The sequence below is a fragment of the Clostridium sp. 1001275B_160808_H3 genome (assembly GCF_015550425.1).
Taxonomy (GTDB): Bacteria; Bacillota; Clostridia; order Clostridiales; family Clostridiaceae; genus Clostridium.
Window position 1 is genome coordinate 1 of record NZ_JADNAT010000031.1, and the last position, 19,339, is coordinate 19,339.

The window sequence follows — 19,339 nt, forward strand, 5'->3', positions numbered from 1 at the left end:
CAACATAAATCAATTTATTCAAATAATTACCTTTATGTTGATTTATCTATTTTTTTCATACGAAACTTTACACTATCTCTATCCTATCATTTGGAAGAATTCAGCTATTGGTCCTAATGCAAGAGCTGGGAAAAAGCTTAATGCCCCAACTAAAAGTACTACAAACACTAAAAGACCTACAAATAATGCATCATGTGTTGGTAATGTTCCTGCACTTACTGCTACCTTCTTCTTTTGAACCAATGAACCCGCAATAGCAAGTGTTGCTATCATTGGAACAAACCTTACAAATAACATAATCAATCCTAAACTAACATTTATAAATGGTTTATTTGCTGCAAATCCTGCAAAAGCTGACCCATTATTTCCAGCTGCTGATGAATATGCATAAAGCATTTCTGAAAAACCATGTGCACCTGAGTTACTAAGACTATCTAATACACTTGGAACTAATGCTGCAATTCCACTTCCTACTAATGCTGCAATTGGTGTTGCAAGACAAACTAGCATTGCCATCTTCATTTCAAATGGTTCTATTTTCTTTCCTAAATATTCAGGAGTTCTTCCAACCATTAAACCTGCCATGAATACTGCTATTATCGCAAAGGCTAACATTCCATATAATCCACATCCAGCTCCACCAAATATTACTTCCCCTAGCTGCATAAGTAGCATAGGCACCATTCCCCCTATAGGAGTATAGCTATCATGCATTGAGTTTACTGATCCATTAGCTACTGCTGTTGTAAATGCTGTCCATGTTGCTGATGAAGCTATACCAAATCTGGTTTCTTTACCTTCCATATTTCCACCAGCTTGATTAATTGTAGATATATCTACTAATCCATTTTGTGCTAATTGAGGTGTTGCATTAGCTTCGTTTACTGCTATTACTCCAAGAGCAATAACTAGCATTAAAAACATTGCAATAAATATTGCTCTACCTTGTCTTTTATCCTTAATATTTCTCCCAAATGTAAAGCATAAAGCTGCTGGAATTATTAGTATTGATAACATTTCTACTGCATTTGAAAAAGGTGTAGGATTTTCTAGCGGATGAGCTGAGTTAACTCCAAAGAATCCACCACCATTAGTTCCTAATTGCTTAATTGCAATTTGGCTTGCTGCTGGTCCTTGAGGGACAACTTGTTTTGTTATAACTGTTCCATCTTCAAGAGTTATAGGTTGTAATAATTCAACTTCTTGATATGATGAAAAATTTTGCACAACTCCTTGAGATGCTATTAATAATGAAACAACTATTGATAATGGCATTAAAATATGAATTGTACTTCTTGTAGCATCTACCCAGAAGTTTCCTATAGTCTTTTCTTTTACTCTAGTGAAGCCTCTTATAAGTGCAAATAAAACTGCTATACCAGCGGCTGCTGATACAAAGTTTTGAACTGTTAATCCTATCATCTGAGTTAAATAAGTTGCCTGACTTTCACCTGAATACGATTGCCAGTTTGTATTAGTTACAAAACTTGATGCTGTATTAAAACTTAAATGCCAACTCATTCCATTAATTCCTTCAGGATTTAAAGGCAATATACCTTGTACCATTTGTAACAAAAATAAAATTACAAATCCTATAACACTAAAAGCAATTACTGAAATTGAATACTTCTTCCAATCCATTTCCTCATCTTTATCTATTCTTAATATCTTGTATATAAAGTTTTCTATTGGATTTAATACCTTACTTAAGAAAACATTTTCTCCATTCATTACCTTCCCAATATATTTTCCTAACGGAATAGCTAGTACAACTAAAATTATCAAATATAATGAGTACTGTATTATTGAGTTAATCATTCATTATCACCCCTTAGTAAAATATAAGTTAAATAAACAAATAGCGCTAAGGCTACTAAACCAATTAAAATAGTAACTACTGTCATTATTTTCTTCCCCCTTTCATCTAAAATTATATAAAAATCCATATAAAGATAGTGTTAGGATTAATAAGTATGACATTAAGATTGTATAAAGATTATTTTGTTTATAAAAAAAGGAGGTCGCGTTTCGCGACCTCCTTAAAAAGTACTTATTATTTTTGGTATATTACTTTTCCAATTTTCCTTGCTCTACTCACAAAGATAATTGCCTTCTCTATTTCTTGGAATCTTATTAGTGTATTAATAATATAATTTATATCTTTATCTAATAATCCATACATTTCCTATAATTCCTTCTCTAATTTATCATGCATTCTTTTCAGTTCTTTGCTTCCATCTTATATTTTTAATTTCACCCTTGGTTAAATACTCCAATATAACTAAAATAAATTATCATTAAGCATATATATTATCATATCCTATAAAATTCTTAGTTAAAACTAAGATAATATAAGTGATAATTTATTTTAAATTCAAGGATATAACGAAACGTGAGACCCTTAAAATATTATTTATTTTATATTAAGTATAAGGGGGGCGCGCAACGCGACCACCTTAAAAATGTATGTTCTTTTGTGTATTTTTAAAATAAATCAGGCAAGCTCGGACTTTTATCAGATGCCTGTGGAGTTATTATATTAACACTCTTTGATAAATTACTAAACTTAATTTCATTTGTTAGTGATTGTGACATTGAAAGCTCATCTTTAACCCTGGCTTGATATATAACTAATATATCCGATTCTGATGTCTGGTTGCTTTCTTTAATATTATTAATAGATATCTTAAAATTATTATCTCCCTGATTCTCTATAGCTCTATTTCCATTTGTTATCTCTGTTAATATGCTATTGCCTGATGAATCTTTTAAATTTTTATATATCTTAATATCATTTGTACTTACAGTATTAAATTTATTATCTATATTTAAGGCAAAATCAACGCTGTTTCCGCTTAATGTAAACTTAGAACCAAAGGTTACTGTTGAGTCTTGAGCTATTTCGAAGCTTGTACCGTCATTATTTTCTTGGATACTTACTTCCTTGACCATAATTTCGTTATATAGCTTGTCTATAATTCCGTTGTATAAACCATGAGTAACATTTTTTATCTGCTGTGTAACAATTACTATCGGAGTTTCAACTAAAGAATATTTATCTTCATCTTTTATAAGTTTTTTATAAATTAATTTATTTTGACTACCAAATTTTAAACTTCCAACCTTTCCACTCTTAGGCCTTATGATAACTTTAACATTGGTTTTATCAGCCTTATAAATATTTTCAGTTTTAGAATATTTATATATTATTTCAGGTACTTTTATACTGGCCATATTATTATCTAATACTTCGCCCCCAGTAACTAAATCAAAATTTTCTCCTAGATCAATCTGTAATTTTGGAGTAAACTTATAATCATTATAGCTCGAATTTGAAGCTATTCGATCAGCCACCTTTGCCAAGATATTATTCTGTAGCTTATTTTGATCCTTGGAATAAAAATAATTTTCTGATAAGCCTCCAAGCAGTTTATGGAAATCCTTTAAATCATTTTTATTGTTCCCATTGTTTAAATTTTCAATTTCTACAGTTATTATATTATATCCCCTTGATTTCAAAGCACCATAATCTTTTTCCACTCCATATTTTATATTACTAGTTTCTGAGATGAAAACTACATTCTTTCTTACCCCAGCTCTTCCATTATCTAATAATTTTATTATATCATTATAGGTATTGGTTATATTTTTAGAATTAGAGTTATCAGGCTTTAACTTATTTTTTATATAATTATCATTAAGATCTGTAATATATTGACTATAATTCGAATAACTACTTGAACTTAAATCAATAATTTCTACTTTATTAGAAAAAGTTATTATATCATATTCTGTTTTAGCAACCTTTAGCCTATCATTATTTAAAATATCATTCCAAAGATCGTTTATTAGAGGATCCATATAACTCCCCATGTCTTTAGACACATCTATAACAAAAACTACATCACTCTTATTAGAATTAGTTTCATCATTAAAAGAAAAATCTTTCGGCTCTATATTATAACTTACCGTAAAATCTTGATTTTCATTTATATTGATAGTTTTATTCCCTATAAGACTAGCCTGAATTATAGGTAATTCATTTGATTCTACCGTAACATTAGCTATTGTATTTGTATTTATAGATTTTAATCTATCATTCCACTTATAGTTAATCTCCATCTTTTTATAAATAGGTTGATTTTCAACTTCTTTGTTTCCCTTTACCTTAAAACTAAAATTAAATGGGTCCGCTTCATATCTAACCCTACTACCATTTTCAGATTTCTTCTTATAAATAACATTTCCTATATTTACAGTATTTCCACCTATATTTAATGAGAAGCTATCATTAAAATCTATATTTAAAGCTACATTATTAATAGGATAACTATCTATAATTTTATCAGCTATTTGTTGAAAAACTCCATCTATAGCTCCTTCACTAGTCTCATAAAAACCATTTTCCTTATTTATTATAGTTCCATCATTAACCTTATTATCTTTAATATTAGCTCCAATCATTGAAGCATGTATTAATTTAATTTTATCAAGTCCACTTAATTTTTCCCCGGAATCAATTGTATTACTTAATCCATATCCAACAGAAAAAACATTATAACCTTTTTCATTTATTATCTTACCAACATCTATAGCATAGTTTGTATTTTTAAGATCCTTATCACTATTACCAGTTCCAAAAACCTCTGCAGCTTCATACCCCTCTATTGTTATGTTTGTATAATAATTAAGCTCATTTTTATAATACCTATTTCCTTTCCATTCATAATTCGAAACTCTATATGTTGGCATTCCATCGGACATAAGGACAATTGTTTTATTTGCATTTTTATTCGCTTCAGTAGAGTGACTTAGCAAATATGAAGCTTTTCTTAAACCATCTCCAGTATTTGTACCTCCATCTTGTCCTCCTGATATATCTATATTATTAATTATCCCTTTCAACTTATCCGAATTACTTGCATTAATTAAAACATTATTAACACCATTAATCTTTGATTTTTTTATTTCAGCATTAGTTCCATATGTTACTATGCCAATTTTAAGGTTGGGTACAGTCTTCATCTTATCCATAAAATTTTTAGCTGCTTCCTTTAATGCATCTATTCTTCTAACCCCTGTTCTTCCTTTTATATGCTCATTCATACTATTTGAGACATCCAGTACTAATACTATTTCCTTAGCTGGTACAGTTGTTTCAAATGGTTGTGGTGTGATTGTTCCATTAACTGTTATATCCTCTCCTACTAGCGCTGGATTAGGATCTACAGAATCAATTTTAACATCAAATATTGGCATATCCGAAACATCAGCATTAACTCTTATATTTTTAAAAGTAATAAGTGATACTATAATAGTAAAACTTACCAATGAGCTTATAATCTTTATATTTTTCTTACTCATATTCCCCCTCCTCCCCATATTATTTATTTCTAAACTTAACTATGACACTTAATGGTATAGTCACATCTGAGTATCCTTTTTTCTTATTTAAAACTAGCGAAATTTCCAAGCCTGTAGTTTCTTTAAAATTCCCTTTTGAATTCATTCTATAATCTAAAGGCCTAACTTTAAATTCTGTAACATTAGATGATAATATTTTAGGAAGATTTAATTTAGAGTCTGTAACTTCATCCCCATCTTTATTAACTTTCTTTAAAGTTAATTTATTATTTCTCTTATCATATATAAATGTAAAATACTCTTCCCCAATTTTAAACCTTAATTCTTCTACTTCTAGCTTTCCATTATCATCTAGTGATCCTTCATAATTATATTTATTAGTATCTTTAATAGTAACATTATTTAGCTTACTTATTCCTTCTGCTTGTGTCCCATATAGTAATAATTCCTTTTGAATCGCTTCTGATTCTAATTGCAAATCAGAATTGATTTCTGTTTTTGCTAATGTTTTGCTATTACTAAAGAAAAAGGTGTAAACTACTCCAAGCACTACAACTGTTAGACTTAATGTAAGTATAAGTTCTAATACAGTAAACCCTTTTGCCTTTTTTCTCATAATTCCACCTCTTCTATTTAACAATTCTCCATAATGATTTTGTAAGGAATTTATCAACACTATAAAGCTCTGAAGCTGAAGTAACTTTTACTTCTTCTCTATCACCTTGTGATTTTACAAATATGTCTTTTAATAAATCATGATTTAAAGCTAAAATACTTCTTACAACTTGTGGATCATAAGTTATATTTTTTTCTCCTTCACCTTTTAAAATTATATTTCCTGTGGTAATTATATTTCCTGTAAAATTAAACTCACCTTCTATTGTTATATCTCCATTAGTTATTATTAACCCCTTATCTATAGTTTGTCCGTTATATTTATTATCTTTTATTTCAATATTGCCATTTTGCTTACCTTTTAAAATTACTATACCTTCACTTGTATTAAAAGGTTTATTCTCAACACTTGAAATCTTACTGAAATCAATTTGATTATCAACAGTTCTCTTAACTTCTTGTCCATCATACAGGTTTTCATATCCTGTAGCATCCCCCATAGCAAATACATTTCTTGCAAATTCATTTCTTTTCTCATTTACTATACTTATATCACTATCACTTATATTAGATTTTTGAACGTTTCCTTTACTATCTTTAACACTTGCTCCAACAGATTTAACTATTCCTTTAAGCTTAACACCACCATCATTAAAACTATAAGAATTATTTTTAGAATAATAATCTGAGAAATAATTTGCCTTCATAGCCGCATCAGATTGTCCATTTTTACTTTCTAATAGCTGTAACGGTGAATAATATTTTAAAGTAACATTTGTAGCTCCATTTAATAAATCCTCAACATCAGTATAAGCTAGATAATTTCCCTTTACTGCTACTGATTCTCCTGTTTGATATTTATTTCCACTTTCATCTGTTGCATTTAAATAAGCAACTCCCATAATATAAGAATCCTTATTTACTGTAATTGTAGAAGTTTTACTTATATCATTTACAATAATACTACTAGAATTTAAAGCTTTATCTGCTGTTGAAAAATCAACTACTTTCTTAACTGTTTTATCATTAATCCCATAAAAATTATTTTTTATTACTATATTGCTATTTGTAGCATTTAAAGCTAAATCATTATTTACAATAACATTATTTCCAAAGGTTACATTATTTGATTTTGAAACATTTGAATTTATAGACTTTCCTACATAAATATTTTTAGCAAATATATCTCCATTTACTGTGCTTTGTGCATTATTATTTAAATGATAAGTATTTGCTGTGTATATATCTCCATTAATATTAAAGCTTGTATTATCTAGCTTTATTCCTCCTATATACTTTTCAAAAGTGTACTCTGGTTTTTCTCCTAAATTATTATTTCCCTTTATCCATATATCACCACTTATATTTACAACGCTTTTATTTACTAAGCTTTCAACATTCATATTTCCATCTGCTATTATTGCTTTTCCATCAAAAACTGGATAAATATTTATTGAAGTTATTTCTGAATTGTATTCTGGAGCTACCACTTTAAAAGTAGTAGAAATTGTTTTTTTATTTTTTAATTCTCCTTCAGCATTTTCAAAGGTTGAATTAACTTTTATTGTAATACTGTCATCTTTCTTAAAATCGTAACCCTTCACTGGTATCTCTATTTTAAATGTATCTTTTTTATTATCTACTGCAGACTCAAATTCTAAAGTTCCACTTTCTAGTATTGATTTTATATACTTCTTTTCAATTATTAAGTATTGTAAAATATCCAAATCTACTCCACTAAGTTTCTGTTTGTTTTTTTCAGTTAAAAATTCAAAAAAATACTTGCGGAAGATTTTGTCTAAGTTTTCCTTGGTTCTATCTTTCTCTTCTAACTTTGTAAATTCCTTTTTAACTTCTTTATCTGCATATTTTATGGCTTCTTGTGAGGTTTTTATTATTATATTTTCAACTACATCTAGACCTGAATCTGCTTCATAAAGGTTTTGAATCTTTTTACTTTGATTTATTCTCATCTTATAATCATTTGCTGTAACTGCTAATATTGTTGTTCCTGTTGTAAAAATAATTGCCATTACTACAACTACTATTACAAAGGTAGATCCTTTTTTCTTTTTCCTAATCTTCAACTATAATTCACCTCCATAAACCTATTTTATATTCACATTTTTACTCGAAGATCCTTCAAATAAAATATTATTTTCACTATCTTTAACTGTAACTGTATAGTTATACATATCTGCTACTGGATTTTCTTCTATTTGCTTTTCTTCATATAAGATAACATCTCCAATGCTTGAGTATATCTTAAACTTAGAAGAATTATTATCACCACTTATTAAATGAATTTCTACAGTTTCTTCTGTATTATTTTTGAATTCTATATTCATATTTTGAGAAAAACCTTCCTTAATATATAAAACAATATTATTATTATCTACATTAGTTTTATTAACGGTTACTAAAGGTGTAGAAGCATTTTTTTTATATATAATTAGGTTATTTGAGTTCTTATCTAATTCCATTATTAATTCATTTGAAACAGCATAACTATTGTCAGGGTTATCTTCTATTTTAATTACATTGTTGTTACTACTATCTCTAAGAAAATTAAGTATAAAAGCTGCATTATTATTTTTATCTAGGTTATTTACATTTTCATATTGAAAATTCAAATCCTTTTCTAGCTTAACTTCAACATTATAAAGATCCTCATCTTTTCCAGATGATTCAGAAGTACCTCCATATATAGTTCTTTCAAAATTTCCTTTAAAGGTATTTCCAGTTGAATCCGCATTTAAATCCTGAATTATTTTATCCCCATCTAAAAGCTCAAAATACTTTTCACTGGCACCACCCTGTAGCTTAATTTCATCATAAGCCTTTAATTCTTCCAAAACCTTTTGGCCTATATAGCTTGCTTTTTGTCTGTACTCTGCACTTATATTATTTTTTAAACTAGACATTACTAAGCCTGATAAAGGTACTATTAATATTGATAAAAGGGCAACACTAATTATTACCTCAATTAATGTCATCCCTTTCTTTGCTTTTATTTTATTATTATTCATATTAACACCTACTTCTTAGTAACATTTACAGTATTACCTTCACTTGTTACTGAAACTCTAGGATTTGAAGTATCATCATCTTTAACTATGATTTCAACCTTTTTAGATGTATTGTTAACTACCTTTAACTTTATTCCTGAATTATCTGAGCTTTCTATTCTTTTTTCACTCATTATTTCAAGTACTATATCATCTGATTTTGATGTGAATTCTTTTCCCTCTGAAGAATTGTCTTTAGGATAATATGAATCAGCTGTTTTATACTTATAATATGTTTTTCCTGCTGCTTCATCAAAGATTATTTCCACTTCTTCAACCTTATCATTATCTGAATAAATATAACTTTCTCTTGATTCATCCTTAGCTCTACCAATAGTTACTGTAGGTAGTTCAGATAAAGATGATTTCAGCATCATCACAAAATCATTAATATCTTCTTTATTGTTTTGTTCCTCTATAGTAGATGCATAAGCTCCATTTGCTGCTCCACTACTAAATAAGATTTCTTTTCCATATACATTGTTTAATGTCCAAAGTAAATATTGCATGTCTTCATCTGACAATTTAGGCACTGCATGGAATTCTAAATTCATAACTCCAGTTAACTCTTCTTGTGATTTTGATGATATTGATATATTAGTAATTACTATTTTTCTTTCATAACTTTGTACTGATGAAATAAACTTTTTTAAGGATTCATAGCTTCCTGAAAAGTTAATAGCAACTTTAAGTTGTTCTGATGTTGTACCATTTTGTTCAGGTGACACTTCTTGAGAATCTTTAGACGCTTGTCCCTCATTACTTTCAGTAGATGTATTGTTATTTTCATTATTAACTTCTACATTACTACTTTCATTTTCTGTTGTATCTCCTGAGTATTCATCTGCTATTGCTTTTAATGAACTTTCTATCTTTTGAATTTCTGGTGATACCATCTTTTCTACAGATGATACTTCTACTGGGCTAAATGCAATATTTCCCTTAAGACCACTATCATTTAGTAATTTATCTAATTCAATTATTATTTTTTCTTGTATTATAGTTGGGTATAAATTTTTAGATTTATCAAGAACTGTTGATTTTAATATTTTTAAATTTTCTTCTTTAGAATCTAGATTTGATATATTCTCCATTACATCTTTATATCTTTGTTCAATTTGATTTTTTTCAGTCCTTTTAGTAGCTAGTTTTTCAACTTGCTTAGTATAGATAAATTGATAATAAACAAAACATATTAATACAGTTAATAAAATTCCTATTAAATATTTTTCTCTCTTACTTATATTCATTTTACTCAACATCCTTTAATACACATTTTATATCAAAGGTATAAATTTCATCCCCTGATATTCCACCAATATACACATCTTGTATATTATCGATTCTTTTTAAGTTATGCTCTATTTCACCAATTGCAACTCTACTTGTTGAAACAGCTTGAATAGAAATTTCTGTATTAGTTATGTTTATACTATTAAATGTTACTTCCGTTGGTAATGTTGCACTCAATTTATCTAACACTTCTGTTGTTACAACTTCTCTAGTTTTTAATGAGCCTACTATTTTACTAAGTTCAGTATCATATTTATTTAAAATATCATCTTTTCTACTTATATCATCCCATTTAGCTATCTTTTCTTTTACATCCTCTTGATTTAACTTTTCATTATAATTTTTTATCTTACTATTTAATAAAATTATATTTGTACTATTCCAAGCCAAGCTTCCAACTATAACTACAGATAAAAAACCTACTAAGGAGTAAACATAAATATTCTTATTTTTTTGTTCTTTTTTCTGACCTTGATAAGGTGCAAAAAAGTTCATATCTTTTATCATATAATGTCCTCCTTATAATCTTATAATTGCGCCTATGGCATTTAAGTATTGACCAAGATTTTCATTTATTAAATCCTTAGATGTTATATCTATATTTCTTATTTCATCTATTTTAACTGTATCTATGGATAGCTTGTTTTTCATATATAAATTAATATTATTTAAATTTGATAAACCACCATAAATATAAATTTTGTCTATAGTTGTGTTAGATTTATTGCTATAGAATTGAAGTATTCTTTCTAACTCTTCTAAGATTTCATCAACAGCTTTTTTTATAGTTGTGTTTGAAATATCTTTATCATCATCACTCAAAAGATTTCCTTCCTTTATCTTTATAGATTCTGTTGATTTTATTGACATATTCAGGCTTTGGCTTAAGGCATAATCTATATTATCCCCACCAGACTTTATCATTCTTGTAAAATCTAATTTACCATTTTTAAATATTGCCACATTAATAGAGGTTGCTCCCATATCAACAAAAGCAACAGTACCTCCCATAACTTGTCCATTATTGGATGTGTAATCAGCATAATTAGCTATCTTATTTACAGAATTATAAGTTACATCTAATGCATATGGATTTAACTCTAATGAATTTACTACACTGTAATATGCAAAAGCCATTCTTTCTGGAAATGAAGTTACATTTATTTTTAGCTTTGCTCCTGCATCATCAACAATTTCATCTAAAACTATAAATTGAATTATGTAATCATCTAAATTTATAGGTAAATATTGTTGTATTTCATATCTAATTACAGTTTCCATTTCATCTTCTTGAACTAAAGGTATTACAATATCTCTATTTATTATTGAAGATGAATTAGTTGTAAACACTACATCCTTAGCTTTTATACCGTTTTCCTTTATTATAAAATCCAAAACATCTATAACACCTTGAAGATTCATTACTTTTCCATCTGCAATACATCCTTCAGGCGTTGGTATTTGAATTGCTTTACTTAAACTAAGCCTATTTTTTTGAAACTTACCTTCCACTAATTTTATAGAGTTAGTTCCTAAATCTATAGATAAAACAGCCTTTGATCTTTCTTTAGACTTACTTTTCTTTTCAGTTTTATTTCCTTCATAAGAAGAATTCAAATTCTCAGAGTTTTCCTTCTTAAAAAACTTTCCTATGTCTTTTACATCCATACTACTTATTTCTTTTAACTTTGATAAATTGAACTTTTTACTTGGCATTAAATCACCCCACGATACAATTGATAATGGACAATGGATAATTGATAATTAAGGTTGATTTTTAGATGAGCTAAAAATCTTTTGTATGGGCAAAATGCAGATTTTGTCTGCATTTTGCCTTGAGTTAACTTCTATTTTTCTAAATAGTCGCCTGTTCCATTTGGATAAATTACTGTTCCATCACTAGCTGTTTTAATTGTTGCTTTACCATCAGTACTAACTACTACTGTAAAATTCCCCCCCTTATTTGTTGCAGCTTTAATCTTAGGAGTAGAATCTTGTAACTGTTCTTTTACTTTAGTTTCTAAAGTACCTCCATCCTTATCATTTCCATCAAGAACAAATGTTAAATCTGAACTTGGTAGTGCAGCATCCCCATTTGCTATTACTATTGAAACAGCACCTTGTATTTGTTTAGCGTTAGCTATATCAGCACTTATATTAGCATTCTTTCTAACGTCACCAAACTTAGGAATAGCTATTGCTGCTATTATAGCTATAATTGCTATAACGATGATAAGTTCGATAAGTGTAAATCCTTTCTTTTTTTTCTTGTTTTTTAAATTTTTAACCATGTAAATTCCTCCTTGATTTTTTAATTTATATTAAATCTTTCAATTTAAATCATTTTAAATATATATTTAAGATTAAAATAATTGATTTATCTTTTATTTTTTCAATTGTAATTTAAATGCAAATATAAGTTGGCGAAGATAAATAGACTGTGAAATAAGCATATAGCCAGTAGTTAGAAGTACTTGGTGAAGGAAGAACTACTATGCCTTAGTGTTGCTTACTTGTTTTAGCGTAGCGAGTTAACCAAAACTCTTGGCATAGTAGTTCTTACAAGCCTAGTACTTCTTCACGCAGCTATTTAGCTTATGTAACATATCTAGTTATCGCAGCCCTTATATTCACAATTTATTACATCTGTGTATACATATTAAACATTGGAAGCATTATTGAAATTACTATTCCCCCAATGACTACTCCCATAATGACTATCAACAATGGTTCTATCATTGAGGTAGTTGTTTGAATGGCTTGTTCAACTTCATCATCATAGAAATCTGCTGTTTTGTTTAAAATATCATCTAGTGAACCTGATTCTTCTCCTATTTTTATCATTGATGAAAGCATTTTAGGGAAGATATTATTTTCTCTTATTGGAGCACTTAAGCCATCTCCTCTTACCACTCTTTCTCTTATTTTTAAAATTGCATCTTCTGCTATTTTATTTTCTAGCACTCCTGCAACTGTTGGCAAGGCATGTACTAAAGACACTCCAGATGCTAGTAAAGTAGATAATGTTCTTGTAAACCTTGAAACAATTATCTTTTTATTTAAAGCCCCTATTATGGGAAGTTTTAACTTTAACTTACTTATATTCACTATTCCACTTGGACTTTTTTTGTAAATATTAAATAGTATAACTATAATTGCTACAGCTATTAATATAAAAATTAAGTTATTGCTTAAAAACTTACTTGTCCCAAGCATTATTTTTGTTATTAAAGGAAGTTCTATTCCCTCTCCTTCAAACATTTCTACAAATGTCGGCATAACAAATGTCATAATAAACACAACAGCTACCACAGCTACTATACTTAAGATACTTGGATATGTCATGGCTGATTTAACCTTATTATTAATCTTATTTTCTTTTTCAAAATGTACAGACATTCTAAGCATCATTTCATCAATATTTCCACTAACTTCGCCAGACTCTACCATACTTATCAAAAGCTGTGGAAAATACTTTTTATGTTTCGCCATTGATTCTGATAAAAGTTCTCCTTTTTTAACATCATCTTCTATTATAGATAGAAGTTCTCTTAACTTTTTATTGGGAATTTCATTAGATAAGATATTTAAACAAGTAGTTATTGTAACTCCAGCATCTAGCATTGTGTAAAATTGTCTACAGAAAATTGCTAAATCCTTTGTTGTTACTCTTTCAAAAAATTTAAACTCAATTTGTTTACTTTCAATTATTTCTTCTATTATTAGGGGATAATATCCACTTGAAGTTATCATATTTATTACATCATCTCTGGAACTCCCTTCAAATTTTCCTTCTATCTTAGTTCCATCATTTTTCATAGCCCTATATTTAAATTTTTTCATAACTTCTTATCACCCCTTATATATCCCTTAATAAAGTTATAGTTGCAAGTTCTTCTATAGTAGTTATTCCATCCAAAACTAGCTTTTTACATTCATCCGCAAGTGTTGTCATTCCATGTTTTATAGATATATCCTTTAAGATATTTGCATCCCTAGTTCTATTTATTGCATCTCTATGTTCTCTTGTTATTTCCATTATTTCATATACACCTATTCGACCATTATACCCAGTATTATTACAATGGCCACATCCCTTACCCCTATATAATTTTAAGGTATCATTATTTTTTATATTAAATGCATGTTTTTCGTAATCTGAAGCTATATATTCTTCTTTACAATTGTTACATATTTTTTTTACTAATCTTTGAGCAATTATTCCAGAAATTGAAGTTGCAACTAAGTAAGGTTCAACTCCCATATCAACTAATCTAGTCATAGATGATGGAGCATCATTAGTGTGGAGTGTGCTTAAAACCAAATGTCCTGTAATAGCTGCTTTTATAGCTATTTGAGCAGTTTCCTCATCTCTTATTTCCCCTATCATCACTATATCTGGATCCTGTCTTAAAATACTCCTAAGTCCACTAGCAAATGTTAATCCAGCCTTAGTATTTACATTAACTTGATTAATACCATTTAATGTATATTCAACAGGGTCTTCTATTGTAACTATATTTACATTGTTAGAGTTAAGTTCACTTAAAATTGTATAAAGAGTTGTGGATTTTCCACTTCCTGTTGGTCCAGTAACAAGTACTATTCCATGAGGGCTAGATACTATATTATCTAGTTTCTTAAGATTATCTTTACTTAAACCAAGCCTCTCTTTACCTAACCTATAATTATCTCTATTTAAAATTCTTATAACTACTTTTTCACCATTTACAGTTGGTAAAATGGATACTCTAAGATCTACATCTGTCTTTCCAACCTTAGTTATTATTCTTCCATCTTGAGGTATCCTTTTTTCAGCTATATTTAAATTTGCAAGTATTTTTATTCTAGTTATTAATGGTGCTAAGCTTTCTATTCCAAGAGTATTTATAGTTGTAAGCTCACCATCAATTCTATATCTTATTCTTATTTCCTTTTCATATGGTTCTATATGTATATCTGATGCCCTCATTTCAATTGAATTTTTAAATAAATGCTCTATCATTTTCACAACTGGAGCATTTTTTACATCATCAATTTCTTCAACATCTGAGGATATACTTTTTGACTCTAAAGTTTCCTTTAGCAGTTCTTCTGCTGCCTTGTTAACTTCTTCAGTACTATAATTTATTTGAACAAATTTATGAATATCTTTTTTAGGTGCAATAAACGTCTTAACGCTTAAGCCTGTTGATATTGAAACATCATCTATTGCAAAAATATTTAATGGATCTGCAAGTGCAACCATTATTTTTTCTTCTTCAAATCCAAATGCTATTAAATTATATTTATTACAAAGATTTTGAGGTACTATCTTAATGGCCTTTTTATCAAAATTAACATTATTCAAATCAATTTTCTTAATTCCAGTTTGAGTTTCTATAGCATCTATAATATCTTCTTCTGAAACAATTCCACTTTCAATTAGAACTTCACCTAATTTTTTACCTAAAAGCTTTTGTGCTTTTAATGCATTTTGAAGTTGAAAAGGAGTTATTTTTTCTGCCATTACTAAAATATCTCCAAGTCTTTTCTTTTGAACTATAGCCATAAACTCCGCTCCTATGTTTAATTTTAATTTTATTTGTTAAAAAATTTCCTTTTTTGACCATTTAGTTTACTTATTTTAATATTAATATAGCTATATTGCTTTTTCAATCAGAATATAAACTTAAATTAAATTCACTTTTTAAAATAAAAAATTTAAATATAACGACAATAATTCCTTTCCTATGAAAATGTACACAATTGAACCAATAGCTATGTATGGTCCAAAAGCAATTTCTGATTTTCTATCCTTTAATTTAAATAATAATATTATTGCTGCTACTAATCCCCCTAGAACAACAGCTATAAATAAACTAACTAAAATACCTTTAATTCCTAAAAACAACCCACAAAATCCTGCAATCTCTGCGTCACCTTGTCCCATCCCTTTTGTGACTATTACTATCAAATATATAATTCCATATCCAATAACTCCACCTAATAGATTATTAACAATACTTGCATCTTTAGTATATAATCCTATTAATATATAAATAGCAGCAAGTACTACTCCAAAAATAGTAGTAGATGAATATATATATTTACACTCTAAATCTATATAAGATATAACAATTAATAAAGAAGTTAAAAGACTATAAAATACAAAATTTAAACTTAGCCCAAATTTTAGAAATATTAATAAATATAGCACTCCATTTAGTAGCTCAACCAAAGGATATTTTATAGATATCTTTTCCCCACATTTTCTACATTTTCCTTTTAAAAATAAATAACTTATTATTGGAATAAGATCTATTGCTTTTAGTTCATATCCGCAACTTGTACAATGAGACGGCGGAAAAGCAATGGATTCCTCTCTAGGTATTCTATAAATGCATACATTTAAAAAACTTCCTATACACAACCCTATTATTAATATCAAAATTTCCATAATAACCTCCTTAAAGTTATAAACTAATATATTTATTTGTCATTATATAAGCATTTCTTTTACACTTTTAATTTTAAACTTTTTAAGAATTAAATAAATGAATTATACTATTGAATTATATTATACTTATAAGTTATATAATGAGTTTTAAAACCCTCATGTTATTCAAATATTATCCATTAATTGTATTTTTTAGTCAATATTAAATTTTTATTTCGGTTATAAAACAAAAAAAATCGGATAAAAGTACTATTTTATACTTAATATCCGATATCTTTATATTTAATATAAGCTAAATTCCCCTAATTCTCTTTTATTATCCTTAAAAATTGTCCATCTTTATTGATTTCAAAGTCTAATTCATTATTTATAATTTGATTTGCTTCTTCTATAGTTAAATCTTTTATTTTATTTAAATCTTCTGGATTATTTATGTATTTATTTATTGAATCTAGCTTTTCGTTATTATTTGCTTCTATAGTTTTTATAGAGTCTGTATTAGAAAATTCAACTTTATCACTTATTTCAGTTGTTTCTACTGCTAGAACAAATTCCCTCATAATAGATTTTACTTCAGCCTTTTTTGAGTCAATAGAATACTTTTTAAAACTAGGTACTAATATAGCTACTAATATTCCTATTATTACTACTACTGCAATTAAATCAAATATAGTAAACTTACCCTTTCTTTTTCTATTCATATTACCTTCCATATTGTACCTCCAAAGTTTTTTCTTTATTCCTCTTTTTGTTTATTATACATTATAAATTATAATATCTTAATGCACTTAAAATCAATATAAAGGTTATATTTATTATATATCAAATATATTTTGAATTAACTTTAAAATCTTGAACTTTGTACTATTTTAAACATAAAAAAAGGAACTTAGAATCCCTAAGTTCCTAAATTTTAAATTTATTAGTACATTCCGTCCATTCCCATTCCTGGTGCTCCTGGCATTGGAGCTTCTTTTTGAGGAATTTCAACAACAGCAGCTTCTGTTGTTAAGAATGTTGATGCTACTGACGCAGCATTTTGAAGTGCTGATCTTGTAACCTTAGTTGGATCTACTATACCAGCTTTAATCATGTTTACATATTCTCCATTTAATGCATCATAACCCATTCCAGCTTCACAGTTTTTAACATGTTCTATAATAACTGAACCTTCAACACCTGCATTAGTTGCAATTTGTCTCATTGGTTCTTCTAATGATCTTGTTATTATATTAATACCAACTTGTGTATCTGGAACATTTGAAGTTACCTTAGCTACTTCATTAATTATATTTGCATAAGCAGCACCACCACCTGGTACTATACCTTCTTCAACAGCTGCTTTTGTTGCTGCTAAAGCATCTTCTATTCTTAATTTCTTTTCTTTTAATTCTGTTTCTGTTGCTGCACCAACTTTAATTACTGCAACTCCACCAGCTAGCTTAGCTAATCTTTCAGTTAATTTTTCTTTATCAAATTCTGAAGAAGTTTCTTCGATTTGAGCTTTTATTTGTGATACTCTTTCTTTAATAGCTTCACTATTTCCTCTTCCATTAACTATTGTAGTATTTTCTTTTGTAACTTTGATGCTTTCACATTGTCCAAGCATATCTAAAGTCACTTCTTTTATGTCTATTCCAAGCTCTTCTGATATAACTGTTCCACCTGTTAATATAGCTATATCTTGAAGCATTTCTTTTCTTCTATCTCCAAAGCCTGGAGCTTTTACAGCTACACATGTGAAAGTTCCTCTTAATTTATTAACTACTAATGTAGTCATTGCATCGCCTTCAACATCTTCAGCTATTATAAGTAATTTCTTTCCTTGTTGAACTATTTGTTCAAGTATTGGAAGTAACTCTTGAATATTTGAAATCTTTTTATCAGCAATTAATATTAATGGGTTGTCTAAAACTGCTTCCATTTTTTCTGTATCAGTTACCATGTATGCTGATACATATCCTCTATCAAATTGCATTCCTTCAACAACGTCTAATTCAGTTCCCATTGATTTTGATTCTTCAACAGTAATAACGCCTTCATTTCCTACCTTTTCCATAGCATCAGAAATTAGCTTACCTACTTCTTCATCAGCTGCTGAAATAGCTGCAACTCTAGCTATATCTTCTTTACCGTTAACAGGCTTAGAAATCTTCTTTATTTCTTCAACAGCCTTATCTACAGCCATTTTAATACCATTTCTAATTAGTATTGGGTTTGATCCAGCAGTAACATTCTTTAAGCCTTCTCTTATAATTGCTTGTGCTAAAAGAGTTGCTGTAGTAGTACCATCCCCTGCAACATCATTAGTCTTAGTTGCAACTTCTTTAACTAATTGTGCTCCCATATTTTCATATGGATCTTCTAATTCAATTTCTCTTGCTATAGAAACACCATCATTAGTTATAAGTGGTGCTCCAAACTTTTTATCTAAAACTACATTTCTTCCTTTTGGTCCTAATGTAACCTTAACTGTATCTGCTAACGTATCAACACCAACTTGCATTGCTCTTCTTGCGTCTTCACTAAACTTAATCATTTTTGCCATTATTCTTTCCTC

The 19,339-nt window shown here is 28.2% G+C and carries 14 protein-coding genes; all 14 read right to left on the bottom strand.

Annotated features, from left to right (window positions below; all coding sequences use genetic code 11):
- Positions 1 to 78: 78 nt before the first annotated feature.
- The 14 genes from kdpA to groL all read right to left on the bottom strand — a co-directional run bounded on the left by kdpA (position 79) and on the right by groL (position 19,327).
- On the bottom strand, positions 79 to 1,818 hold the full coding sequence (gene kdpA, locus I2A75_RS16415) for a potassium-transporting ATPase subunit KdpA (protein ID WP_195266642.1): 1,740 nt from the start codon (positions 1,816 to 1,818) through the stop codon (positions 79 to 81).
- 666 nt (positions 1,819 to 2,484) lie between these two features.
- Positions 2,485 to 5,364 carry a VWA domain-containing protein gene (locus I2A75_RS16425; RefSeq protein WP_195266644.1) on the bottom strand — a complete coding sequence of 960 codons (2,880 nt, stop codon included), beginning with the start codon at positions 5,362 to 5,364 and terminating at the stop codon, positions 2,485 to 2,487.
- Positions 5,365 to 5,383: 19 nt separating this feature from the next.
- Entirely contained in the window at positions 5,384 to 5,980 is a 597-nt protein-coding gene (locus I2A75_RS16430) for a prepilin-type N-terminal cleavage/methylation domain-containing protein (protein WP_195266646.1), read from the bottom strand.
- A 13-nt stretch (positions 5,981 to 5,993) separates the two neighbouring features.
- Positions 5,994 to 8,066, bottom strand: coding sequence for a hypothetical protein (locus I2A75_RS16435; protein ID WP_195266648.1), 2,073 nt, complete (start codon positions 8,064 to 8,066; stop codon positions 5,994 to 5,996).
- 21 nt (positions 8,067 to 8,087) lie between these two features.
- The gene (locus I2A75_RS16440; RefSeq protein ID WP_195266650.1) at positions 8,088 to 9,008 is read right to left on the bottom strand and encodes a prepilin-type N-terminal cleavage/methylation domain-containing protein; all 921 of its coding nucleotides are present in this window, start codon (positions 9,006 to 9,008) and stop codon (positions 8,088 to 8,090) included.
- A gap of 8 nt (positions 9,009 to 9,016) precedes the next feature.
- The gene (pilO, locus tag I2A75_RS16445; RefSeq protein ID WP_195266652.1) at positions 9,017 to 10,297 is read right to left on the bottom strand and encodes a type 4a pilus biogenesis protein PilO; all 1,281 of its coding nucleotides are present in this window, start codon (positions 10,295 to 10,297) and stop codon (positions 9,017 to 9,019) included.
- A 1-nt stretch (position 10,298) separates the two neighbouring features.
- A complete protein-coding gene (locus I2A75_RS16450) occupies positions 10,299 to 10,847 on the bottom strand; it encodes a PilN domain-containing protein (protein ID WP_195266654.1) in 549 nt (182 codons plus the stop codon).
- Between the two features lie 12 nt (positions 10,848 to 10,859).
- Positions 10,860 to 12,056: a type IV pilus assembly protein PilM gene (pilM, locus tag I2A75_RS16455; protein WP_195266656.1), complete on the bottom strand. Its 1,197-nt coding sequence runs from the start codon at positions 12,054 to 12,056 to the stop codon at positions 10,860 to 10,862.
- A 131-nt stretch (positions 12,057 to 12,187) separates the two neighbouring features.
- Positions 12,188 to 12,631, bottom strand: coding sequence for a prepilin-type N-terminal cleavage/methylation domain-containing protein (locus I2A75_RS18145; protein ID WP_195266658.1), 444 nt, complete (start codon positions 12,629 to 12,631; stop codon positions 12,188 to 12,190).
- A gap of 349 nt (positions 12,632 to 12,980) precedes the next feature.
- On the bottom strand, positions 12,981 to 14,183 hold the full coding sequence (locus I2A75_RS16465; RefSeq protein ID WP_195266660.1) for a type II secretion system F family protein: 1,203 nt from the start codon (positions 14,181 to 14,183) through the stop codon (positions 12,981 to 12,983).
- Between the two features lie 16 nt (positions 14,184 to 14,199).
- Positions 14,200 to 15,891 carry a GspE/PulE family protein gene (locus I2A75_RS16470; protein ID WP_195266664.1) on the bottom strand — a complete coding sequence of 564 codons (1,692 nt, stop codon included), beginning with the start codon at positions 15,889 to 15,891 and terminating at the stop codon, positions 14,200 to 14,202.
- A 138-nt stretch (positions 15,892 to 16,029) separates the two neighbouring features.
- A complete protein-coding gene (locus I2A75_RS16475; protein ID WP_195266666.1) occupies positions 16,030 to 16,779 on the bottom strand; it encodes an A24 family peptidase in 750 nt (249 codons plus the stop codon).
- 302 nt (positions 16,780 to 17,081) lie between these two features.
- Positions 17,082 to 17,492, bottom strand: a complete 411-nt coding sequence (locus tag I2A75_RS16480; RefSeq protein ID WP_195266668.1) for a type II secretion system protein — start codon at positions 17,490 to 17,492, stop codon at positions 17,082 to 17,084.
- A gap of 209 nt (positions 17,493 to 17,701) precedes the next feature.
- Positions 17,702 to 19,327: a chaperonin GroEL gene (gene groL / locus I2A75_RS16485; RefSeq protein ID WP_195266670.1), complete on the bottom strand. Its 1,626-nt coding sequence runs from the start codon at positions 19,325 to 19,327 to the stop codon at positions 17,702 to 17,704.
- Positions 19,328 to 19,339: the final 12 nt, after the last annotated feature.